The organism is Pseudomonas cichorii (assembly GCF_003700275.1).
Taxonomy (GTDB): Bacteria; Pseudomonadota; Gammaproteobacteria; order Pseudomonadales; family Pseudomonadaceae; genus Aquipseudomonas; species Aquipseudomonas cichorii_B.
The window spans coordinates 14,271-34,383 of record NZ_RBRE01000064.1; the positions used below are offsets into that span (position 1 = coordinate 14,271).

The following is a 20,113-nucleotide window of genomic DNA, read 5'->3' on the forward strand; positions in this document are numbered from 1 at the left end:
CTTCACGGACGGCTATCGGGCAAGCTGAAGGTGCAGACATAAGGCGCTCCATGACGCTCGAATTCGAGTCGCACGCCCCGATCGGGCTGCAATGCGACGGTGGAAGGAAACGCCAGCCAGCGGGTTCCCTGATAAAAGCTGAAGCGCACCTGCTCGATGTCGTCCAACCGCTCACGAGCGTCCCAGCGCGGCGCACCGGCGGCATACAGGTCCGCCGAAGTCGACAGGCTCAGGCGCCGCTCGCGCGGGCTGAACTCCAGCCGCTGCCGCTGCAATCTCGATTGCCCTGCAACCTCGGGCCAGGCGGTCAACGCGACCCAGTTCAGTTGATTGGCGCCCGGCTGCCAGTCGAGCCAGGTCAGCGGCAACGGCAGGCGCTGTTCATACAGACGGCGCAGCACCAGTCCATCCAGACGCCGCTCCAGCGCCAGGCAGAATTCCAGTACCAGCGGTTCGTTGCCCGGTTCGGCCAGCCGCTCGCGAACCGCGATCCAGCCGTTTACCAACGCCGCCAGCACCACACCGACCACCGCCGTCAACGCCATGGCCACCAGCAATTCGACCAGGGTCAGGCCACGCTGCCGATGCCTCACGGACGCACCAGAAACACGGTGAAGTTGCCCAGCGGCTCGCGCTCATCGCGGGCGGCGAACAGCGCCAGCTCTCCGCGACGCAAGTGCTGGACGCCAGTCATGCCCAGTTCAAGCCGCCAGTAGCAGGTCTTGTCGCCCTGCTGCAACTCACCGCTGACCCTGTTGATCTGCGGCCAGTAGCGCTCGACCCCGAAACTCGCCTCCAGCTCGCGGGCACACAAGGCGCCGAGGCGATGTTGCTGCACGGCCTGATGCACAGTGATGCGCTGGCGCAACATCTGACTGACCATCATGGTCATGACCGCTGCGATACCCAGCGCGACCATGACCTCCAGCAGAGTGAAGCCGCGCTGACGCTTCATGGCAGCTTCACCTGGGTCAGGCTGTTGTCGGTGCGCCATTCCCAGCGCTGTCGTCCTTCGGGCCATTGCCAGTTGAGATTCACCGCAGCAGCGACACCCGCCGGGGTGAACACCACTCGCGGTTCGGCGGATACCGGCCAGTCGGCCAGCAACCCTGCGGGCCACGCTTTCATGCGGGTCGCATCCAACACCCAGAGCGTTTGATCCTTGCTGCGGGTCATGCGCACGAACTCCGGCTGGCGGCCATTCCAGCGCATTCCCGACACCTCACCGCTGTGCCGGGCTTGCGCGGCGCGGGTCCGGGCTTCGGCAGCCAGTTGCTCCAGGGCCTGCTGCATCGGGGCCTGTCCTGAATCCAGCCAGGCCACACTCAGGCCGCTGAACAGGCCGATGATCAGCAACACCACCAGCATCTCCAGCAGTGAAAAGCCCCGTGACATCTTCACGTCTAGAGGTTCCAGTTACCGATATCGCCATCGGTCCCTTCGCCGCCCTGCGCGCCGTCGGCACCCAGCGAATAGATGTCGATACGTCCGTGCTCGCCGGGAGCGCGATAGTGATACGGGTTGCCCCACGGGTCCGCCGGCAGACGACGGATATAGCCATCGGCTCGCCAGGAACGCGCCAGCGGCTCAACGGTGGGGGCACTGGTCAACGCACCAAGGCCCTGTTCGCTGCTGGGGTAGCGCAGGTTATCGAGGCGATACATGTCCAGCGCCTGCTCCAGCGTCGACAGGTCGGCCAGGACTTTCTGGCGCATGGCCTTGTCCTGATTGCCCAGGACGCTGGGCGCAACCACGGCAATCAACAGACCGATGATGAAGATCACCACCATGATTTCCATCAGCGTGAAACCACGCTGGCGGCGCAGGAAAGACGCAGGCATAAGACGGTTCTCCATGATCAGAAAGTAAGTCCCTGGTTGAGCTGCATGATCGGCAGCAGCACAGCCAGGACGATGAACAGCACCACGCCGCCCATCAGCAGAATCATCAAGGGCTCGAACAGGGCCATGAGCATGTCCACCTGACGGGTGAAACCGCGCTCCTGGTTGTCGGCAACCCGTTCGAGCATGTCCGGCAAGGTGCCGCTGGCCTCGCCACTGGCAACCATGTTGAGCAGCAGCGGCGGGAAATGTCCGGCAGCATTCAGGGCCCGATGCAGGCTGACGCCGCCTTCGACCTGCTCGCGCACCGCTTGCAGAGCCCGATGTACTTCGCGGTTGGCCACCGTGGCAGTCGCCACTTGCAGGGCTTCGAGCAGCGGCACACCACTGCCCACCAGAATCGCCAGGCTGCGGGACAGCCGTGCGCTTTCCAGTACGGTCAGCAACGGGCCGACCTTGGGCAGGCGCAGCAACCCGCGATCCAGACGCAAGCGCCAATGCGCCTTGCGCAGCAGAAAGCCCGCCGCCATGGCCGCCAGAAACCCCAGCGCCAGCAACCACGGGCCGACCCGCAGCAGCCCTTCGCTGATGCCGATCAACAGTTGAGTAATCAGCGGCAGGCTCTGCCCGGTATGGCTGAATTGCTCGGTGAGCTTGGGGACCACGAAAGTCATCAGGCCAATCACCACCGCCAGCGATACCAGCATCAGCACCGCCGGATAGATCATTGCGGTGCGCGCCTTGTGCCGCTGACGCTGAACCTGTTCAAGGTGCTCGGCAAGTCGCTCCAGTACCGGGGCCAGCTTGCCGGAGCGCTCGCCCGCCTCGACCAATGCGCAATACAATCCGTTGAACAGTCCGCCCTGGCGCCGCAGGCTCTGCGCCAGGCTGTGACCTTCGCCAAGCGAGCCGCGCACCGCCACCAGCAGATTGCGAATCGCCGGCTCGGCCAGTTGCCGCTCAAGCGTCGCCAGGGCATCCACCAGCGGAATACCAGCGCTCAACAGGGTCGCCAACTGGCGTGTCAGTTCGCACAACTGGGTGTGATTAAGCCGCTGGCCGCGCGGGCTGCGAGTGCTCGGACTCTGGATCTGCAAGTCGCGGGCAAACAGTCCCTGCTCGCGCAGCAACTGCCGCGCATGCCGTTCGTTTTCCGCCTGCAGGCTGGCCTTGCGCGTGCGCCCGGCCGGATCGAGGGCCTGATAACGATAAGTCGGCACCGATCAGCCCCGCACAGCGCGCAAGACCTGCGCCAGACTGGTTTCGCCACGACGCAGACATTCAGTGGCCATGGCCACCAGGCTCTGGCGCTTGTCGGCCAGATAGTCATGCATCGCCACTTCGCTGGCACCGTCGTAGAGCAAGGCAATCAGCCCGGCGTCCAGCTCGATGAATTCGTACAAGCCCATTCGCCCGTCATAGCCAGTGCCCTGACAGGACTCGCAACCTTGCGGGTGAAAGCTCTCGCTCAGCCCGGCCAGTTCCGGCCACAGCATTCGCTCGACCTCCTGCAAGGGCTGCGGGATCGCGCAATGACACAAACGCCGCACCAGCCGTTGCGCCAGCACGCCCTTGAGTGTTGAAGCGATCAGGAAGGGTTCGATGCCCATGTCGCGCAAACGGGTCACCGCGCCCACCGCGCTGTTGGTGTGCAAAGTGGAAAGCACCAGATGCCCGGTCAGGCTGGCCTGCACTGCAATCTGCGCGGTTTCCCGGTCGCGGATTTCACCGATCATGATCACGTCCGGGTCCTGGCGCAGAATCGCTCGCAAGCCATTGGCAAAGGTCATTCCGGCCCTGGGATTGATCGCTGTCTGGCCGATGCCGGTGATCGCATATTCCACCGGGTCTTCGACGGTGAGAATGTTGCAGGAACCATCGTTGAGATTGTTCAGGCTGGCATAGAGCGTGGTGGTCTTGCCCGAGCCGGTCGGGCCGGTGCTGAGCACGATGCCGTTGGGGCGCTGCAGGCAGGCGCGCAGTCCTTGTTCCACATCAGATGGCATGCCGAGGTTGCCCAGTTCCAGCAGGCTCGCCTGCTTGTCCAGCACCCGCATCACCACGCGCTCGCCATGAATGCCCGGCAAGGTCGAAACCCGGATATCCACTTCGCGCCCGGCAGAGCGCAAGGTGATCCGGCCATCCTGCGGCTGGCGTTTTTCGGCGATATCCAGCCGGGCCATGACCTTGATCCGCGACACCAGCATCGTCGACAACGCACGCGGCGGGCGCAGCACTCCGCGCAGGTGGCCGTCGATGCGCAGACGGATCACCAGGCTGGCCTCGAAGGTTTCCACATGAATATCCGAAGCCCGCAGACGCAGGGCTTCCCCGAACAGGCCGTTGATCAGGCGAATGACCGGCGCGTCGTTGTCGTTCTCCAGCAGATCTTCGATCTTCGGCAGCTCACTCATCAGGCTGTCGAGGTCGACCTGCTCGCCAATGCCATCGATCAACGCTGCGGTCGCCGACTCTCCGGCCTGATAGAGCGAGCCCAGCCGGGTTTCATAATCCTCGCTCGAAAGGTGCTCGACCGCAGCCGGCAGGCCATGCACGCGCATCACTTCCTGCAGGATGTCGGTATCGCTGCCGCAGCGTAGCCACAAGTGCCAGCCCGCATCGGCGGGAACCCTGGCGACACCGCTCTGGCGGGCGATCCGGTAAGGCAACAACGCGCTCACCATGCGTCTCGTTCCAGACGCTCGCGGCTGGCCGGGAACAATTGCAGCAGCGTGTCGCCATCAGCGATACCCGGCAGCGGCAGCGAGGTGTCGGCCTTGAGGTTGCGGTATTTTTCGCTGCTGAGCTGAGCCAGGGTTTCGCCGTCACGCATGATGCGCGGGCGAATGAAAACCATCAGGTTCTGTTTGACCCGTTGCTTGGCATCGGAACGAAACAGGCGACCCAGCACTGGAATATCACCCAGCAAGGGCACCCGCTGATCGCTGGTACTCGACTCGTCGCTGATCAGGCCGCCCAGCACCACCAGCCCGTTATCCTCGACCATGACCTTGGTCTTGATCTCGCGCTTGTTGGTGATGACATCGCTGGCACCGACGCTGTCGGCAATCGACGAGACTTCCTGGATGATATCCAGGCGCACAGTGTTGTCGATGTTGATCTGCGGCTTGATGCGCAGCTTCACACCGACCTCCTTGCGCTCGATGGTCTGGTACGGGTTGGTGTTGTCCTGCGTCACCGAGCCGGTCACGAACGGTACTTCCTGACCGACCATGATCGACGCTTCGGCGTTATCCAGGGTCAGCAAGGTCGGGGTCGACAGGAGGTTGAAACCGCTCTGGCTTTTCAGGGCATTGAGCAGCGCCAGGAAATTCAGCCCGCCGCCGCTCAGGTTGCCGACGCCAGCCGTCACGCCCTGAACGCCCGACAACAACTGGCTCAGGCCGGCCGTATCGTTGGCTTGCGCCAAGGCCCCGACGCTGGTGACGCTGGCCGCATTGCCACTGAAGTTGATCGCGCCGCCGCCGAAGTTGTCGCCCTGAAACAGCCATTGCACGCCCAGTTCCTGAGCGCGGGTGTCCGAGACTTCGGCAATGATCGCCTCGACCACCACCTGGGCACGCCGGATATCCAGTTGCTCGACGATGCTGCGATAGGCCGTCAACTCGCTGTCCGGCCCGACCATCACCACCGCATTGGTGCCCTCTTCGTATTCCATACGGATGCCCGAAGTACTTATCGGCAGGGACTTTTCTTCGCCCTGGGCGGAAGATGCCGGAGCCGCGATGTCCTGACTCAGACCGCGCAGCACCTTGACCACTTCGGCGGCATTGGCATGGCGCAGGTAGATCACCACGGTATTGGCGTTGTGTTGCGGGTCGTAGGGTTTATCCAGTTGCTTGAGCAAGGCTCGCACCCTGGCGCGGCTGTCGGTACTGCCGCGCACCAGCAAGGCATTGCTGCGCGGGTCGGCCACCACCTGCGCGCTGTCAGCACCCTGTTCGCGGGCCAGCAAACGGGTGACCAGTAGCGCGGTGTCATTGGCATTGGCGTTCTTCAACGGCAACACTTCCAAAGGTTCCTGGCTCACCTGATCAAGCTGGACCAACAGGCTGTCGATACGATCCAGGTTACTGCGCCAGTCGGTAATCACCAGCAGGTTGGCCGACGGGTACGGCGTGATCACCCCCACCCGCGGGTCGATCAGCGGCTTGAGGATATTGAGCATCTGTTCGCTGGCGGCATTGCGCACATTGAACACTCGCGTGGCCATGCCATCGTTGGCCTGGCCCACATTGCGCGTCGACTCGACCGGAACCGGCTCCAGGCGAGCGGCCTGATCGGGCACGATCTTGACGCTGCCGTTTGGCAGGTCGACCGCCGCAAAACCCTGGGCGCGCAATTGCGACAAGAAGATAGCGTAGATTTCTTCGCTGCCCAGCATCTCGCTGCTGCGCACAGTAACCTTGCCCTTGACCCGCGGATCGATGATGAAGGTGGTGCGGGTGATACGCGAAACGCTGTCGATGAACTCGCTGAGTTCGGTATCGACAAAGTTGACCTCGTACAACGGCTCCTCTTCAGCGCCCACACCGCTGATTGCCAAGGCGCATAACAGAAAGGCAAGTCGCAGTGGCTGCTTGAGACGATTGATGGTCATGCTTATCCCTGTTGCCTGAAGCCGAAGGACGGCCGTTGCGGAGGCCAGGGCAAACGCTCGCGCTTGCCATTGTTGTCGAACACCAGGCCCAGTTCGTCGATGTCCTGCAAGAAAATGCCGGGCGCCAGTTTCTGGCCTCGGCCCAGGGTGCGTTGACGTTGTTCGTACCGCAGCACCACCACCGTGGAGCTCAGCGGACTGGCCTTGAGGCCGCCCAGGTATTCGATGCTCAGTGTGGTCAGGGGCAACTCATTGCTGAGCACCGGCCCCGCTCGCCAATGCCGGCTCAGCAGGTCCGCCACAGGTGTGGTCGGCACGTTGCCGACCGCTGCGGGAGTCAGCCCATGCCAGGCTTGCAGCACACACTGCGCCGCCAGCCAGCCGATCAACATCACCAGAACGATATGGCTGGTCCAGGCCAGACGAATCATGTCGCCGACTCGCGTGGATGCCAGCCGGGATGACCTTGTACGTAGCGCATCCGGGGCAGTTGCAAAGGCGCCAGGCGCCAATCGGCAGGACGTTCGCGAAGCCAGGCTTCGACGTGCTGCCAGAGCGGCTGACCGGTCTTGGCATCGAAGCCCAGGCCAAAGGTGCGGCATTGCCCGGAAGGTTCACCGACACCACTGACCCGCTTGCCATCGGCGCTGTAAGTGACTTCCCAGGGCTGGCCCAGCCAGCGTGGAAGATCCTGACTGTTGTCCAGCAACAGCGGCTCACCGAACATTTGCTCGGCGGCATTTTCCAGCACCCTGGGGACCTGGCGCGCCGCCACATCCACCACTGGCGCCGGGTAGCTGGCGGTCAGGCTGATCAGGTGTTCGCGGGTAATCATCTGCCCTTGGGACAGCGGGCTGTCATAACGCAGGCCGGGCAGCAATACGGCGCTGTCCGGACGTTCGGCCAGCGCCTCATGCAGCAGGCGATCCCAACTGCCGCCGCGCACATCGCGACGCCAGAGATTTTCCGGCGCCCGCGCCAATGGCTGATCGAGCCAACTGGCATGGGCTGCGCGCTGTTGCTGGGCGATCTGCCGGATCCGCTGGGCCTGAAGCTGATCGGCAGCCGTCAATGTGCTTTCCAAAGCGGGATGAAAGCGCGCGCTGAACTGCCATTGCCCGGCGGCCATCTGGCAACGAATGCGAAAGGCGCCGCTGGCGCGGGTTCCGGCAAACACCACCGGTACGCGCTTGCCAGAAGGCTGCACAACTTCCACGGGCTGCGGCCAGAGATCCTGGCCACGGGCACACAACAGCAGGTCGATCTGCGGCAGACGCTCGGCCAGCCAGAAACCCGGCCCGGTACCGACATCCGCCAGGGCAATCACCAGATCGGCATCGGCCCGCGCACGCTCAAGTGCCGGCTGCAGGCTGTCATGCCATTGTTTGAGAGACGCTTTCTGATCGCGGGCAAAAGGGTCCGTGATGCCCACCACCGCAATCCGGATTCCGCCACGCCGAAACAACGCCACGGCTTCGGTTCCCAGACGCTGGCGGGTATCGGCTGCCAGGTCTGCACCCAGTACCGGATGAGCGAACTGGCGATACAGACCGGCACACTGTTGCGGCCAGAGCAGACGCTCATCGCTACTGACCCGCACTTCACTGCCCAGCAAGGCACTACCCTGTGCGCCGGATTTTCCCTGAGTCAGATAGGCCAGGCCGCTGCCATTCCAGCACTGACCGTTTTCCAGGGTCAGGCTGTTGCCCTCGCCCGCTTCGTGGCGAAAACGCTGCAGCAGCGCAGCCAGTACCGGGTAACCGCCGGTTTCGATGTTCTGGCTCAGGCTGGCATCGAGCAGGCCGTTGATCTCGCTCTGGCCGACAGTGTTAACCCGAGCATTGGCCCCGCTGATCCAGGGCGCCTGGCCGATACGGGTCGCAGGTCCCAGGCGGGTGGCAGGCACCACTGGTTTGCCTGGCTGGCGCGCATCGAGGGTATCGGCCACATACAGCAGATCGACGAAGGCATCCCTGGCCACAGCACCGTTGTTCTGAAGGCTTGAGCAAGCCGAAAGCAACGGCGCCATCGCACCTGCCGCCATCCATCCCAACACATCGCGCCGCGCCATTGAAGCCATCGTTCTTGTGTCCTGAGGCTAATCCTTTACAGGGGCGGCATATTGGCGATGAAAAATGACATTTTGATGGCAGATTTTTAACCGTGCCCCGGATTGGCCTCTTGTTACAAAATGAAATAACTACGACGACTTTTAGACATTTTCTTAATAAAACTGCCAATGAATCATCACACTCGGCTTCTACAGTCCCGGTTCCTTTTCCAAACCTATTTCATAAAAAGGACCTGATGAATGAGTCGTAATACCGGCGATAACCAGAACCGCAACCTGAGTACCAATGAACCGCTGTCCTCGGTGCTAGACACCTACCTGAGCCGTCGCAGTGTGGTACGTGGCGGGCTGGGTGCTGCCATTGCCATGATTGCGGGTGCCGGGCTGACCGGTTGCTTCGACAGTGGCAGCGACTCGAATGACGACCCGGCGCCGACACCAGCGCCGGAGGCCGGGCTTAAACTGGGCTTTACCTCGATCCCCGGCTCGCTCACCGACGCCGTGACCATTGCCGCCGGTTATACCGCCCACGTGCTGGCGCCCTGGGGCACGCCGCTGAACAGTCTCGCCAACCCGTGGAAAAGCGACGGCAGCAACACCTCGACCGACCAGGCCAACTCGATGGGCATGCACCACGACGGCATGCATTACTTCCCCATCAACGGCAGTTCCACCGACGGTCTGCTGGCGATCAACTTTGAATACATCGATCAGAACGCCCTGCATCCGTCCGGCGCGACTCTGGTAGGCGGTGTTCGCCCGGTCGAAGAAGTGCGCAAGGAAATCAACGCCCATGGCGCTGGCGTAGTGCGCATCAGCAAGGTCGGCAACCGCTGGCAGGTGGTGGAAAACGATCCGCTGAACCGCCGCTTCACCACGGCTTCGGTGATGAACCTGTCCGGCCCGCTCAAAGGCACCGATCACGTCAAGACCGTCTTCTCCACCGACGGCAGCCAGACCCGCGGCACCAACAACAACTGCGGTAACGGCTACACGCCATGGGGCACGTACCTGACCTGTGAAGAAAACTGGCCGGGGATTTTCGTCAACCGGGGCACCCGCCCGGCAGACCAGGTGCGCATCGGCATCGCGACCAGCAATGGCAACTACCGCTGGGAAACCGCAGCCGGTGATGCTTCCGAGGTCAACGGCGAATTCACCCGCTTCAACATCACTCAAAGCGGTGCAAGCGCCACCGACGACTACCGCAACGAAGCCAGCACCTATGGCTATATCGTCGAAATCGACCCGTACAACGCCAGCACGCTGCCGGTGAAACGCACCGCACTCGGACGCTTCCGTCACGAAGGCTGCTGGCCGGGCCTGACCACTCCCGGCAAACCGGTGGTGTTCTACATGGGCGACGACTCGCAGAATGAATACCTCTACAAGTTTGTCTCCACCGCCCTGTGGGAAGCGGCGGATGCCAACCCGAGCGATCGCCTGGCCACCGGCGCCAAGTACATGGACAGCGGCAAACTGTATGTCGCACGCTTCAATGCCGATGGCAGTGGCAACTGGCTGTTGCTGGATGTAATCACGCCGACGACCGACAGCAGCACCCTGGGCGCCAAGTTCACCGACCTGCCCGGCATCATCCTCAACACTCGCGGTGCGGGGGATGCGGTCGGCGCAACGCCGATGGACCGTCCGGAATGGACTGCCGTCAACCCGCTCAATGGCGACGTCTACCTGACCCTGACCAACAACACCAGCCGCACCACGGCCAACGCCGCCAACCCGCGGGTCAACAACAGGCACGGCCACATCATCCGCTGGCATGACGCCGACGATCAGGTGTCGTTCACCTGGGATATTTTCGTGTTCGGCGCCAACGCTTCCGGCACTGCGGACATCAACCGTTCCGGCCTGACCGAACTGAACCAGTTCGCCAGCCCCGACGGCATGAGCTTCGACAGCCGTGGCGTGTTGTGGGTGCAGACCGACAACGGCGAATCGACCATCACCAGCTACACCAACGACCAGATGCTGGCAGTGATTCCGACCAATCTGCTTGATGCACAGGGCAAGCAGATTCCGGTCAATGCGCAGAATCAGGGCGACCTGCGCCGTTTTTTCGTTGGCCCCAATGGCAGTGAAGTCACCGGCCTGGCCTTTACCCCGGACAACAAGACCATGTTCCTCAATATCCAGCACCCGGAAAACTGGCCATCCACCGATGTTGCCACCGACGTCACGGTTGGCAGCGTTCGGCCTCGTGCTTCAACGGTCGTGATCCAGCGCGCCGATGGCGGCGATCTGGCGGTATAGCGACAGAAGAGCTGCAAGCTGCAAGTTCAAACTTGCAGCTTGCGACCTAATACCTTCCGGTTTCGCGCTCGCGAATCACCATATCCTGGGCTGGCACGCGGCTGTGCCATTTCACGACCCCCAGGGCCTCGACCCGGTATTGGCTGCGAAACACCTGGCCGTCGAGTTCCACTTCAAGCTGCACCAGAAAATGATCGCCATTGAGCTGCAAGCCTTCGCTCAATTGCGCGAAAGCCTCATCGTCCATGGCGCCCATGGCCTGACGCACGGCACTGGCATCCAGATAGCCACCAGCCGGTCTGCCGCTGATCAAGCGGGTCAATTGCGAACGCTCGATCCGGCCCTCGAACAAGGCCTCCAGCAGAGGTAATTCACTGAGGTTCAGGGCATTGGCATTCAGACGCCAGCCGCTGGTTTCCGGCAACGCGCACAACTGTGGATAACGCTGTTCACGCTGGCTGTCGGCAGGTAACAGCAGATTCAACTCACTGATATCGACCATCGACTGATTGGCCGCGAGACGCGGCGGCGACGCACGCAGGTATTCATTGTTTTCGGCACCTTGCAGGCGCGTCTGATGATCGCTGTCGATCCAGTCGGTCAGGCTGTGCGCCAGACGCTCGGCTGCCATATCCGCGCCCAGCAGATAAACCAGTTGTCGCTGCGCACGCTCGGCCTCCGGTCCGATCAGGCTGTTGACGTTGAAACAGCGGTGCAGATCGACAATCCGGATACTTGCCTTGCCGCCCTTGAAGTCATAACTCAAGGGCTGACCGCGCATGGCCTGCCAGAACAACGGACTGGCGCGCCACAGCGGATCCTTGAGCGCCTGTTCGGCAAACGCCAGCGCCGCCTTTTCAATCGACCGCGCCTGCACCCGTTGCTGCAACAGACGCACGCTGTCCACCTCCTGCCGTCCCTGCTCGACCATCCAGGTCATCCCGGCAGCGAGCATGGCCAAGGCAAGCAGCACCATCAGCAATGCTGCACCTTGTTGTCGGTTTTTCGTCATCGTCCAGCCTTGGATTTCGGGGGCAGCCCTGTAGTCAACAGCGTCGATGTTTCAGGCTGGTGGCAGATTTATGAAAAGGCTTTGATCGTGGCTTTCCTACGATGGACTGGGAGTTCTTGCCGGACTCAAGGAGAGCTTTCCGATTACATGACATTCGGGGGCGGACTACGATTCCGTAGTTCAGTGTCTCGGTGCAGCCGTTTCATTCTGCCGCCCGCGAGTTATGGCTGTGTGTGGGAGGCCTTCGGGTTTGCCAGGTTTATCTTTTTAAAGGATTGAACCATGAGAAAGCCATTGTCTTTCCAGAGGAGTAAAAAATACGGTGAGCGAGGAAAAAACACACAGTCAGGATATTGAGCTGGGAATTCAGTCTGCGCTTCAGAAACATCCGGAAGTAGTCATAGAGATTGAAAAGGGAACACCATTTTTTCGCGTTCAACCTACCCGACACAAAGACCCCGTTTTCTACAACAAAAACTCTGATAGCAGGTATGGGGATTTGACCAGGGAGTTCGGGGTTTATTACGTAGCCGCCAGCAAGGAGGTTGCTATTGCCGAGATATTTCAGCATGGGGGCGCAGGGCCAGGCACTCCTGTATTGGTGACAGAAATTCAAGCTATGTCAGTGCATCAGTTGGCGACGGACCGGACGCTTCGAGTGGTGGATGTAGCGCGAGCTAGTACTTTCGTTGGACGTAAGCTGAGGCAGCTTGTCGAGGCGAAAGGTCAAGGTAGCGAAGGGTATCGACTTACACAGTCCTTGAGCGCCACGATTATGAGGCATAGCAGGGAAATTGACGGTCTCCTTTACACTTCAACAGTGTTCCCGGCAGCTTCAAACAAGGGGTTTAATCTGGTCTTGTTTGAAAGAAGAAAAACTCAGTTGATGCCCGTTAGCTCAAAACCTTTGATGGAGGTCGAGCTTACAGGTGGACAGACGGCGGTAGAGTTTCTATTGGACTTGAACCTGAACGTAGAGTGAGGAACCGGGCTGCCCCGTGGGGAAGCGCAGTTTTACTTGCCCATTTCCAAGCGATTCCGGAAGTCCCGGACAATAATATCAAATGCAGAATCAGCATCCAGGAACTTATGGCGAGGCTGTACGTTTTCGGAATCACCGGGATTGGAAAAATCCATTGAGCCAGCCAAGAAACCAATGAGAAGGTTTATCGCTGGTTCATCCTCGGGATCAACTTCCAAAGCTTTAAGTAGCTTGGTTATTGACGTGGTAACTTTGTTTTTTTCAAACTGAAAGTCAGGGTAATATTTACGACGATTATTGGTATAGGCAATTACTTGCCCTGCCTTGGTCTTTTTGCTCAAAGCCTGCTTTGAAATCCCAAGAATCTGACACACATCGCCCGCATCTAAAAGATCATACGAGGATTTAACTGCTTCAAATGCCTTCGATTTCATCTGGGCGAAGGCCATTTCGTTGCGAGCCTTGATGCTCAACGGCTTATCGCTAACCTTGACAGGTTTTTTGATAATTACAGCTAGAGCCTTGTCATCATCGAGCCTTGCAGCATTGATAACCTCGGTTTCGGATACTTTATTCATCCGTGCTATGAATTTCTGCACGAGCGAGGCTTTAGCTTCGTCAAGCAACCTGACAGTGCTTTGAGGGCTCTCAATCGTTGCTGTGTTCATAGGCTTCGCTTCTCCTTCGTTACTCAAATTTGAGCAAGTGAGCAAAGCGTACGCTTCGGCCAATGCAACTGTCAACCTGTCAATCTGTCTACCCGTCAACAATCACTGCCAGCAGTACGTTGCCCGCCGCAGCTAAGAAGCCACCCTACATGCAGCCCCCGCTCTCGGGGAGAACACCCAGCGTTCAAGCCCGATACCGATGGTTGCGGAATATGCCAAATGTAGCGCCGCAGAGTGCGCCGCTACAGTATGTGCAGGTTTTTGCTCACCGAAAAACCTGCACACAGCAGGCTATGCACTCAAGCGCGAGATCACGCTGTTCAGTTCCACTGAAAGCCCGTGCAGGTCATGGCTGGCGCCCTGGGTGCGTTTGACGTTGTCCTGGTTGGTTACGGCGATGGCAGTAATTTCGGTCAGGTTGCGCGAGATATCTTCAGCCACAGAGGTCTGTTCTTCGGCGGCGGTGGCGATCTGGCGGTTCATGTCCCGGATGTTTTCCACGGCCACGGTGATGCGTTGCAGAGTTGCACCGGCATGGGTGACCTGCTCGACGCTCTCTTCGCTGCGCGCCTGACCGCCCTGGATGGCCTGCACGGCATCGGTCGCGCCGGTCTGTACCGAACTGATGATCTGATTGATCTCGGCCGTGGACACGGCGGTCCGTTGCGCCAGGGTGCGAACTTCGTCGGCCACTACCGCGAAGCCACGCCCAGCCTCGCCTGCACGCGCGGCTTCGATGGCCGCATTGAGCGCCAGCAGGTTGGTCTGGTCGGCAATCCCGCGAATCACTTCCAGCACCTTGCCGATGCGACAGCTGTCGGTTTCCAGCTGTTGAATAACGTTGGCGGTGGAAGCGATTTCATTGCGCATCCGGGTAATGGTGACGATGGTCGACTGCATGACCTTCTCGCCATCCTGCGCGTTATGGTCAGCTTCATCCGCCGCACGCGCCGCGTCCGCCGCGTGCCGGGCAACTTCCTGGGCGGTAGCGGACATTTCGGTCATGGCCGTGGCGACCTGGTCGGTACGCTCGAATTGTTCATGAGTACCTTGAGCCATCAGCGCGGCAATGGCATTCAACTCAGTGCCTGCGGTGTCCAGATCAGTGGTGCTGCGCTTCAGGCGACTGAAGGTTTCCGCCAGGAAATCACGCAGGGTATTGGCCGCTATCGCCAGGCGGCCCAGTTCGTCCTGGCGTGTGAGGTCGACACGCGCAGCAAACTTACCTTCACTCAGTTGGGCCACATAGTCGATAAGCATGCGAATCGGCGCAATCAGATTGCGGTTGACCAGCCACAGCGCCAGCAGCCCGACCAGCAGCGCGGAGCCCAGCATCACGATCGCGCCGACCAGGATGGTGCGGTCAGCCTCGTTGCTGATCGCAATCGACTGAGCGTCGCTGGATTTGTGCAATTGATCGACCAGGGCAGCCATTTGCTCGCTGGTCGGACGGTCCACACCCTTGACCGCCGCATCGCCAGCAGAGGCATCACCGCCTGCGGCAACGAACGCATCACGCCCGTTACGGTAAGCGGAGCCCAGCGCACGGTGTTCTTGCTGCAATCTCTGCACCTGACCTTTCAACGAAACGTCAGTCCCTTTCATGTCGGCCAGTTGGCCCAGCGTGCCCTGCACCTTGCGTTCCTGCTCTTTAAACTGAGCCCAGAACTTGTCGCGCTCTGCAGGCGTCTTGCCACGCAGCAGTACGTTTTTCCATTCCTGAACCTGCACCTTGAACTGCAGGTTGGCTTCGTCGACCAGTTGTGAGGCCCTTATCGGACCTTCAAGAAGGCTGCGATAGGACTGCACGTTGTCGGACAGGAAGTTGAAACAGGACAGCGCGATGACCAGCACCAGCGCGAGGCTGCCTCCGAGCAGACCGAGAATTTGTAGCCTCAGGGATTTGGACATGATGTGACGATCTCTGGAGAAAACGGACCTGCGATATACGCAGAAAGGTGGCAGGCCACGTCCCTGTACAACCGTTCGGATTGATCCGCTGTGTATGCCTATGAGATCGCCATCGGCGTGCGCCAAATTTTCTTTAAAACGCCCGACAGCTGGTAAAAAGCCATTAATGTCCGTCAAAAAAACGCCAACAATTATGACAACTTGATTTCAGAAGCAGATTTATTTTCCAGCGGACCTTTTTGTAGCTCATAAAAAAAGGCCACCCGAAGGCAGCCTTTAAAAAACAAAAGGAAAGAGAGTAAAGCTTGCTTACACGGCCGCGACAGGACGCATGTAAGAAATAGGTGCCGTACTGGCATCCTCGAAGGTCACCACTTCCCAGGCATCCGGCTGCTCGATCAACGTGCGCAGCAGACGATTGTTCAGTGCATGCCCCGACTTGAAGCCGCGGAACTCACCGATCAGGCTATTGCCCAGCAGGTAGAGGTCACCGATAGCGTCCAGGATTTTATGTTTGACGAATTCGTCCTCATACCGCAGGCCGTCTTCGTTCAATACGCCTTCCTTGTCGACCACGATGGCGTTTTCCACGCTGCCGCCGAGTGCGAGGTTGTGCTTGCGCAGGTACTCGATGTCACTCATGAACCCGAAGGTCCGTGCACGGCTGACTTCCTTCACGAAGGAAGTACTGGAAAAGTCCACGCTTGCACTCTGGGTGCGGTCACGGAAGACAGGGTGATCGAAATCGATCTCGAAACTGACCTTGAACCCCTCGAAAGGCACGAAAGTAGCGCGTTTACCGCCCTCTTCCACTGTCACCTCACGCAGGATACGGATGAACTGCTTCGGCTCGTCCTGTTCCTCCAGGCCTGCCGATTGAATCAGGAATACGAAAGGGCCTGCGCTGCCGTCCATGATTGGAACTTCGGAGGCAGAGAGCTCGACGTAGGCGTTATCGATGCCAAGGCCAGCCATGGCCGAAAGCAAATGTTCTACCGTGTCGACTTTGACGTCACCGCAGACCAGCGTGGTCGACAGTGTGGTGTCTCCGACATTTTCCGCGCGGGCAGGGATATGCACGACGGGGTCCAGGTCGGCTCGGCAAAACACGATGCCGGTATTCACAGGCGCAGGCTTGAGGGTCAGGTAAACCTTTTCCCCGGAATGCAAGCCAACACCTGTGGCACGGATAATATTTTTCAGGGTGCGTTGTTTAATCATGGCATGGGCCGCTTCAGCGCAAGTTGCGAACTGGTATCAACAAAGGCTGGCGATAATAGCAGACCAGGCCTTTGCTGAACACCAATCACCCTAATACCCCTGATACATTTCATCAATCGGCCTGACGACGCAGGAAAGCCGGGATGTCCAGGTAGTCAAGGTCATCGTTAGGGTTCATCTTGGCCGCTGCAGTTGCGTTTGCATGAGCCTGGTTACGCATTACTGTCGGACGGTCCAGATCACGGTAGTTGACCGATGGCGCTTCCTGACGTGCCGCTGCCGGTTGGGCAGCCGCCTGCTGGACAGCTTGCAGGGTGTTGTCGATAACCTTCACAGGCTTCTCGATTTTCGCGCCCAGGCCAGTGGCAACCACAGTCACGTGCAACTCGTCACGCATGTCCGGATCGATAACGGTACCGACCTTGACCATTGCGTGCTCGGAAGCGAACGCTTCGATAATGCTACCCACGTCGGAGTACTCACCCAGAGACAGGTCAGGACCGGCGGTGATGTTGACCAGGATGCCGCGTGCGCCTTGCAGGTTCACGTCTTCGAGCAACGGGTTGCGAATGGCCGCTTCGGTCGCTTCACGCGCACGATTCGGACCGCTGGCGCAGCCAGTGCCCATCATTGCCATGCCCATTTCGCTCATCACGGTACGGACGTCGGCAAAGTCGACGTTGATCATGCCGGGACGCTTGATGATGTCGGAGATACCGCGAACGGCACCGGCCAGAACATCGTCTGCCTTGGCAAAAGCCGACAGCAGGCTGGCGTCTTTACCCAGGATGGTCAGCAGCTTCTCGTTGGGAATGGTGATCAACGAGTCGACGCTTTCCGAGAGCATACGGATGCCTTCATCGGCGATCTGCATGCGCTTTCGGCCTTCGAACGGGAACGGACGAGTCACTACTGCAACAGTGAGGATGCCCAGTTCCTTGGCCACTTCGGCAATGATCGGAGCTGCACCGGTACCGGTACCGCCGCCCATGCCAGTGGTGATGAACACCATGTTGGTGCCTTGCAGGACTTCTGCAATGCGCTCACGGTCTTCCAGTGCTGCCTGACGGCCGACTTCAGGGTTGGCGCCAGCGCCAAGACCTTTGGTCACACCAGTACCCAATTGCAGGATGGTACGTGCGCCGATGTTTTTCAGTGCCTGAGCATCAGTGTTGGCGCAGATGAATTCCACGCCTTCGATGTTGCTCTTGACCATGTGATTGACAGCGTTGCCACCACCACCACCCACACCGATAACCTTGATTACCGGGCTCTGCGGGACGTTGTCTACGAGTTCGAACATTTTCCCTCTCCTTCAGTTCTCTAGTTGTTTCTGCCTACTACCTGCCGCTACCACTTTTGAAGCTTTTGAAACTCAGAAATTGCCCTGCACCCAGCGCTTGAGTCGCTCAAGCACCGGAGCCTTGGGTTCGTCGCCGTAGCTGCTGCTGTTGCCCAGACCGGACAGCGAAATGCCGTCCGACTGTTTTTGCAGCCCGTACTGCAACAGGCCTACGCCCGTCGAGTAGATCGGGTTGCGCACGACATCAGCGAGCCCTTTGACGCTATGCGGCACGCCAAGGCGTACCGGCATGTGGAAGATTTCCTCGGCCAGCTCGACCGCTCCTTCCATTTTCGAGGTACCACCGGTCAGCACGATGCCGGCCGGGATCAGGTCTTCATAACCGCTGCGACGCAATTCGGCCTGGATCAGAGTGAAAAGCTCGTCGTAACGAGGCTCGACCACTTCGGCCAGGGCCTGGCGCGACAGCTCGCGAGGTGGGCGGTCGCCCACGCTCGGTACCTTGATGGTTTCACCGGCACCGGCCAGCTTGGCCAGGGCACAGGCGTAACGAATCTTGATTTCTTCGGCGTACTGGGTCGGAGTACGCAGTGCCATGGCGATGTCGTTGGTAACCTGATCGCCGGCAATCGGGATCACCGCGGTATGGCGGATAGCGCCTTCGGTGAAGATCGCGATATCCGTGGTGCCGCCACCGATGTCCACCAGGCAAACGCCCAGTTCCTTCTCGTCATCGGTCAATACCGCATAGGCGGAAGCCAGTTGTTCGAGAATGATGTCGTCGACTTCCAGGCCACAGCGACGCACGCACTTCTCGATGTTCTGCGCAGCGTTCACCGCGCAGGTCACCACATGCACCTTGGCTTCCAGACGCACGCCGGACATGCCCAGCGGCTCGCGCACGCCTTCCTGGTTATCGATCACGTAGTCCTGAGGCAAGGTGTGCAGGACGCGCTGATCGGCAGGAATGGCAACCGCCTGCGCTGCATCGAGAACCCGCTCCAGATCCGCAGAGCTGACTTCACGATCACGAATCGCCACGATGCCGTGGGAATTCAGACTGCGAATATGGTTACCCGCCACACCGACGAACGCCGAGTGAATACGGCAGCCCGCCATCAGTTGCGCTTCTTCGACGGCGCGCTGGATCGATTGCACCGTCGACTCGATATTCACCACCACGCCCTTCTTCAGGCCACGGGATGGATGGGTACCGATACCCACGATTTCCAGCGAGCCATCGGCCGCGACTTCGCCTACCAGTGCCACCACCTTGGAGGTACCGATATCCAGCCCGACGATCATTTTGCCGCTTTGCACATTTGCCATGGTCCAGCCTCTTATCAATTCTTCGCGACAGCGGGTTTATCCGTTGTCGGCGCTACCTGTTCACGCCATCCGACCGCAAGGCCGTTGGAGTAACGCAGGTCGATGCGCGCAATATTCGTGATTTGTTCTTTAAGCGTTTTTTCGTAAATCGCGATGAAGCGGCGCATTTTTTCCACAAGATGGTCGCGTCCCAGCAACAACTCGATACCCGGGCCGGCACTGCCGGCACCGGTGGTCAGGAACCAACTGCCTCGCTCACGTAACTCCAGGCGCACGATGGAGAACCCCATGGGGCGCAACATCTGACTCAACACCTGATACTGCTGCATCACCTGCTGCTGAGCCCGCTGCGGGCCGAACAACTGGGGAAGATGTTCATAGTTGGACAGTTCACGCGGTGTGAAAGCCTGTCCCTGGTTGTTCAACAGTGCTTCGTCTCCCCAGCGCGCGACGGGCAGTTGCTCTTCGAGACGGATCACCACCTGATCCGGCCAGACGCGCCGTACTTCGGCATGCGCGATCCAGGGCATCTGCTCCAGCTCGGTACGCATACCGGCCAGGTCGATGGTGAAGAACTTTGCCGCCACATACGGTGCGATCCGCTGCTGCACCGCTTGCTGGCTGATGTAACTCAAATCGCCCTGCACGTTGATCCGGGTGATCGGACGGTCGACATACGGCAACAGACGCTGTGCGCCTTCGTACGTGGCAAACCCCAGAACCACCAGCAACACCGGCCAGAACAGGCTTTTCAGGAAACCGAAGCCCGGCTTTGGCAGTCGCGCCGACAATGGCTCCTTGGCCACCATCCGACTGGCGCCACGCGGCACTGGCTTGCGGCCAGGAGCAGGTGGCTGATGACGTGCCGACGCGCCGTACATGC

The 20,113-nt window shown here is 59.9% G+C and carries 18 protein-coding genes; 2 read left to right on the forward strand and 16 right to left on the reverse strand.

Features of this window, described 5'->3' with window-relative positions; all coding sequences use genetic code 11:
- Positions 1-2: 2 nt before the first annotated feature.
- Genes ALQ04_RS17590 through ALQ04_RS17630 form a run of 9 tightly spaced genes read right to left on the reverse strand, consistent with a single transcriptional unit; the run spans position 3 to position 8,542 of the window.
- Positions 3-593 carry a PilW family protein gene (locus ALQ04_RS17590; RefSeq protein WP_122317024.1) on the reverse strand — a complete coding sequence of 197 codons (591 nt, stop codon included), beginning with the start codon at positions 591-593 and terminating at the stop codon, positions 3-5.
- Positions 590-955 carry a type II secretion system protein gene (locus ALQ04_RS17595; RefSeq protein WP_122317025.1) on the reverse strand — a complete coding sequence of 122 codons (366 nt, stop codon included), beginning with the start codon at positions 953-955 and terminating at the stop codon, positions 590-592. Before ALQ04_RS17595 ends, ALQ04_RS17590 begins: the two co-directional genes overlap by 4 nt.
- Positions 952-1,401 carry a prepilin-type N-terminal cleavage/methylation domain-containing protein gene (locus ALQ04_RS17600; protein ID WP_122317026.1) on the reverse strand — a complete coding sequence of 150 codons (450 nt, stop codon included), beginning with the start codon at positions 1,399-1,401 and terminating at the stop codon, positions 952-954. The genes ALQ04_RS17595 and ALQ04_RS17600 overlap by 4 nt, the downstream gene beginning before the upstream one ends.
- Before the next feature lie 2 nt (positions 1,402-1,403).
- Complete coding sequence (gspG, locus tag ALQ04_RS17605; RefSeq protein ID WP_122317027.1) at positions 1,404-1,841, reverse strand: type II secretion system major pseudopilin GspG; 438 nt, start codon at positions 1,839-1,841, stop codon at positions 1,404-1,406.
- 17 nt (positions 1,842-1,858) lie between these two features.
- Positions 1,859-3,061 carry a type II secretion system inner membrane protein GspF gene (gene gspF, locus ALQ04_RS17610; protein WP_122317028.1) on the reverse strand — a complete coding sequence of 401 codons (1,203 nt, stop codon included), beginning with the start codon at positions 3,059-3,061 and terminating at the stop codon, positions 1,859-1,861.
- A gap of 3 nt (positions 3,062-3,064) precedes the next feature.
- Positions 3,065-4,513: a GspE/PulE family protein gene (locus ALQ04_RS17615; protein ID WP_122317146.1), complete on the reverse strand. Its 1,449-nt coding sequence runs from the start codon at positions 4,511-4,513 to the stop codon at positions 3,065-3,067.
- A gap of 5 nt (positions 4,514-4,518) precedes the next feature.
- Positions 4,519-6,462: a type II secretion system secretin GspD gene (gene gspD, locus ALQ04_RS17620; protein WP_122317029.1), complete on the reverse strand. Its 1,944-nt coding sequence runs from the start codon at positions 6,460-6,462 to the stop codon at positions 4,519-4,521.
- A 2-nt stretch (positions 6,463-6,464) separates the two neighbouring features.
- Positions 6,465-6,893, reverse strand: a complete 429-nt coding sequence (locus ALQ04_RS17625; protein ID WP_122317030.1) for a pilus assembly protein PilZ — start codon at positions 6,891-6,893, stop codon at positions 6,465-6,467.
- On the reverse strand, positions 6,890-8,542 hold the full coding sequence (locus ALQ04_RS17630; RefSeq protein ID WP_122317031.1) for a lipoprotein UxpA: 1,653 nt from the start codon (positions 8,540-8,542) through the stop codon (positions 6,890-6,892). The genes ALQ04_RS17625 and ALQ04_RS17630 overlap by 4 nt, the downstream gene beginning before the upstream one ends.
- A gap of 231 nt (positions 8,543-8,773) precedes the next feature.
- Between ALQ04_RS17630 and ALQ04_RS17635 the strand changes: the two genes are divergently transcribed.
- Positions 8,774-10,804 (forward strand): PhoX family phosphatase, encoded by a 2,031-nt coding sequence (locus tag ALQ04_RS17635; protein WP_122317032.1) that lies wholly within the window; start codon positions 8,774-8,776, stop codon positions 10,802-10,804.
- A gap of 46 nt (positions 10,805-10,850) precedes the next feature.
- On the opposite strand, the gene gspK is transcribed toward ALQ04_RS17635, so the two are convergent.
- Entirely contained in the window at positions 10,851-11,816 is a 966-nt protein-coding gene (gene gspK / locus ALQ04_RS17640; protein ID WP_122317033.1) for a type II secretion system minor pseudopilin GspK, read from the reverse strand.
- Between the two features lie 322 nt (positions 11,817-12,138).
- Between gspK and ALQ04_RS17645 the strand changes: the two genes are divergently transcribed.
- Complete coding sequence (locus tag ALQ04_RS17645) at positions 12,139-12,798, forward strand: RES family NAD+ phosphorylase (RefSeq protein ID WP_122317034.1); 660 nt, start codon at positions 12,139-12,141, stop codon at positions 12,796-12,798.
- A 32-nt stretch (positions 12,799-12,830) separates the two neighbouring features.
- Here the strand turns inward: ALQ04_RS17645 and ALQ04_RS17650 are convergent, their stop codons facing one another.
- The 6 genes from ALQ04_RS17650 to ALQ04_RS17675 all read right to left on the reverse strand — a co-directional run bounded on the left by ALQ04_RS17650 (position 12,831) and on the right by ALQ04_RS17675 (position 20,111).
- The gene (locus ALQ04_RS17650) at positions 12,831-13,466 is read right to left on the reverse strand and encodes a hypothetical protein (RefSeq protein WP_183142211.1); all 636 of its coding nucleotides are present in this window, start codon (positions 13,464-13,466) and stop codon (positions 12,831-12,833) included.
- A 291-nt stretch (positions 13,467-13,757) separates the two neighbouring features.
- Positions 13,758-15,377, reverse strand: a complete 1,620-nt coding sequence (locus ALQ04_RS17655; protein WP_122317035.1) for a methyl-accepting chemotaxis protein — start codon at positions 15,375-15,377, stop codon at positions 13,758-13,760.
- A 309-nt stretch (positions 15,378-15,686) separates the two neighbouring features.
- The gene (lpxC, locus tag ALQ04_RS17660) at positions 15,687-16,598 is read right to left on the reverse strand and encodes a UDP-3-O-acyl-N-acetylglucosamine deacetylase (protein WP_122317036.1); all 912 of its coding nucleotides are present in this window, start codon (positions 16,596-16,598) and stop codon (positions 15,687-15,689) included.
- A gap of 112 nt (positions 16,599-16,710) precedes the next feature.
- Positions 16,711-17,901 (reverse strand): cell division protein FtsZ, encoded by a 1,191-nt coding sequence (gene ftsZ / locus ALQ04_RS17665; RefSeq protein WP_122317037.1) that lies wholly within the window; start codon positions 17,899-17,901, stop codon positions 16,711-16,713.
- Positions 17,902-17,973: 72 nt separating this feature from the next.
- Positions 17,974-19,230 carry a cell division protein FtsA gene (gene ftsA / locus ALQ04_RS17670; protein WP_122317038.1) on the reverse strand — a complete coding sequence of 419 codons (1,257 nt, stop codon included), beginning with the start codon at positions 19,228-19,230 and terminating at the stop codon, positions 17,974-17,976.
- A 14-nt stretch (positions 19,231-19,244) separates the two neighbouring features.
- Positions 19,245-20,111 carry a cell division protein FtsQ/DivIB gene (locus tag ALQ04_RS17675; protein WP_122317039.1) on the reverse strand — a complete coding sequence of 289 codons (867 nt, stop codon included), beginning with the start codon at positions 20,109-20,111 and terminating at the stop codon, positions 19,245-19,247.
- Positions 20,112-20,113: the final 2 nt, after the last annotated feature.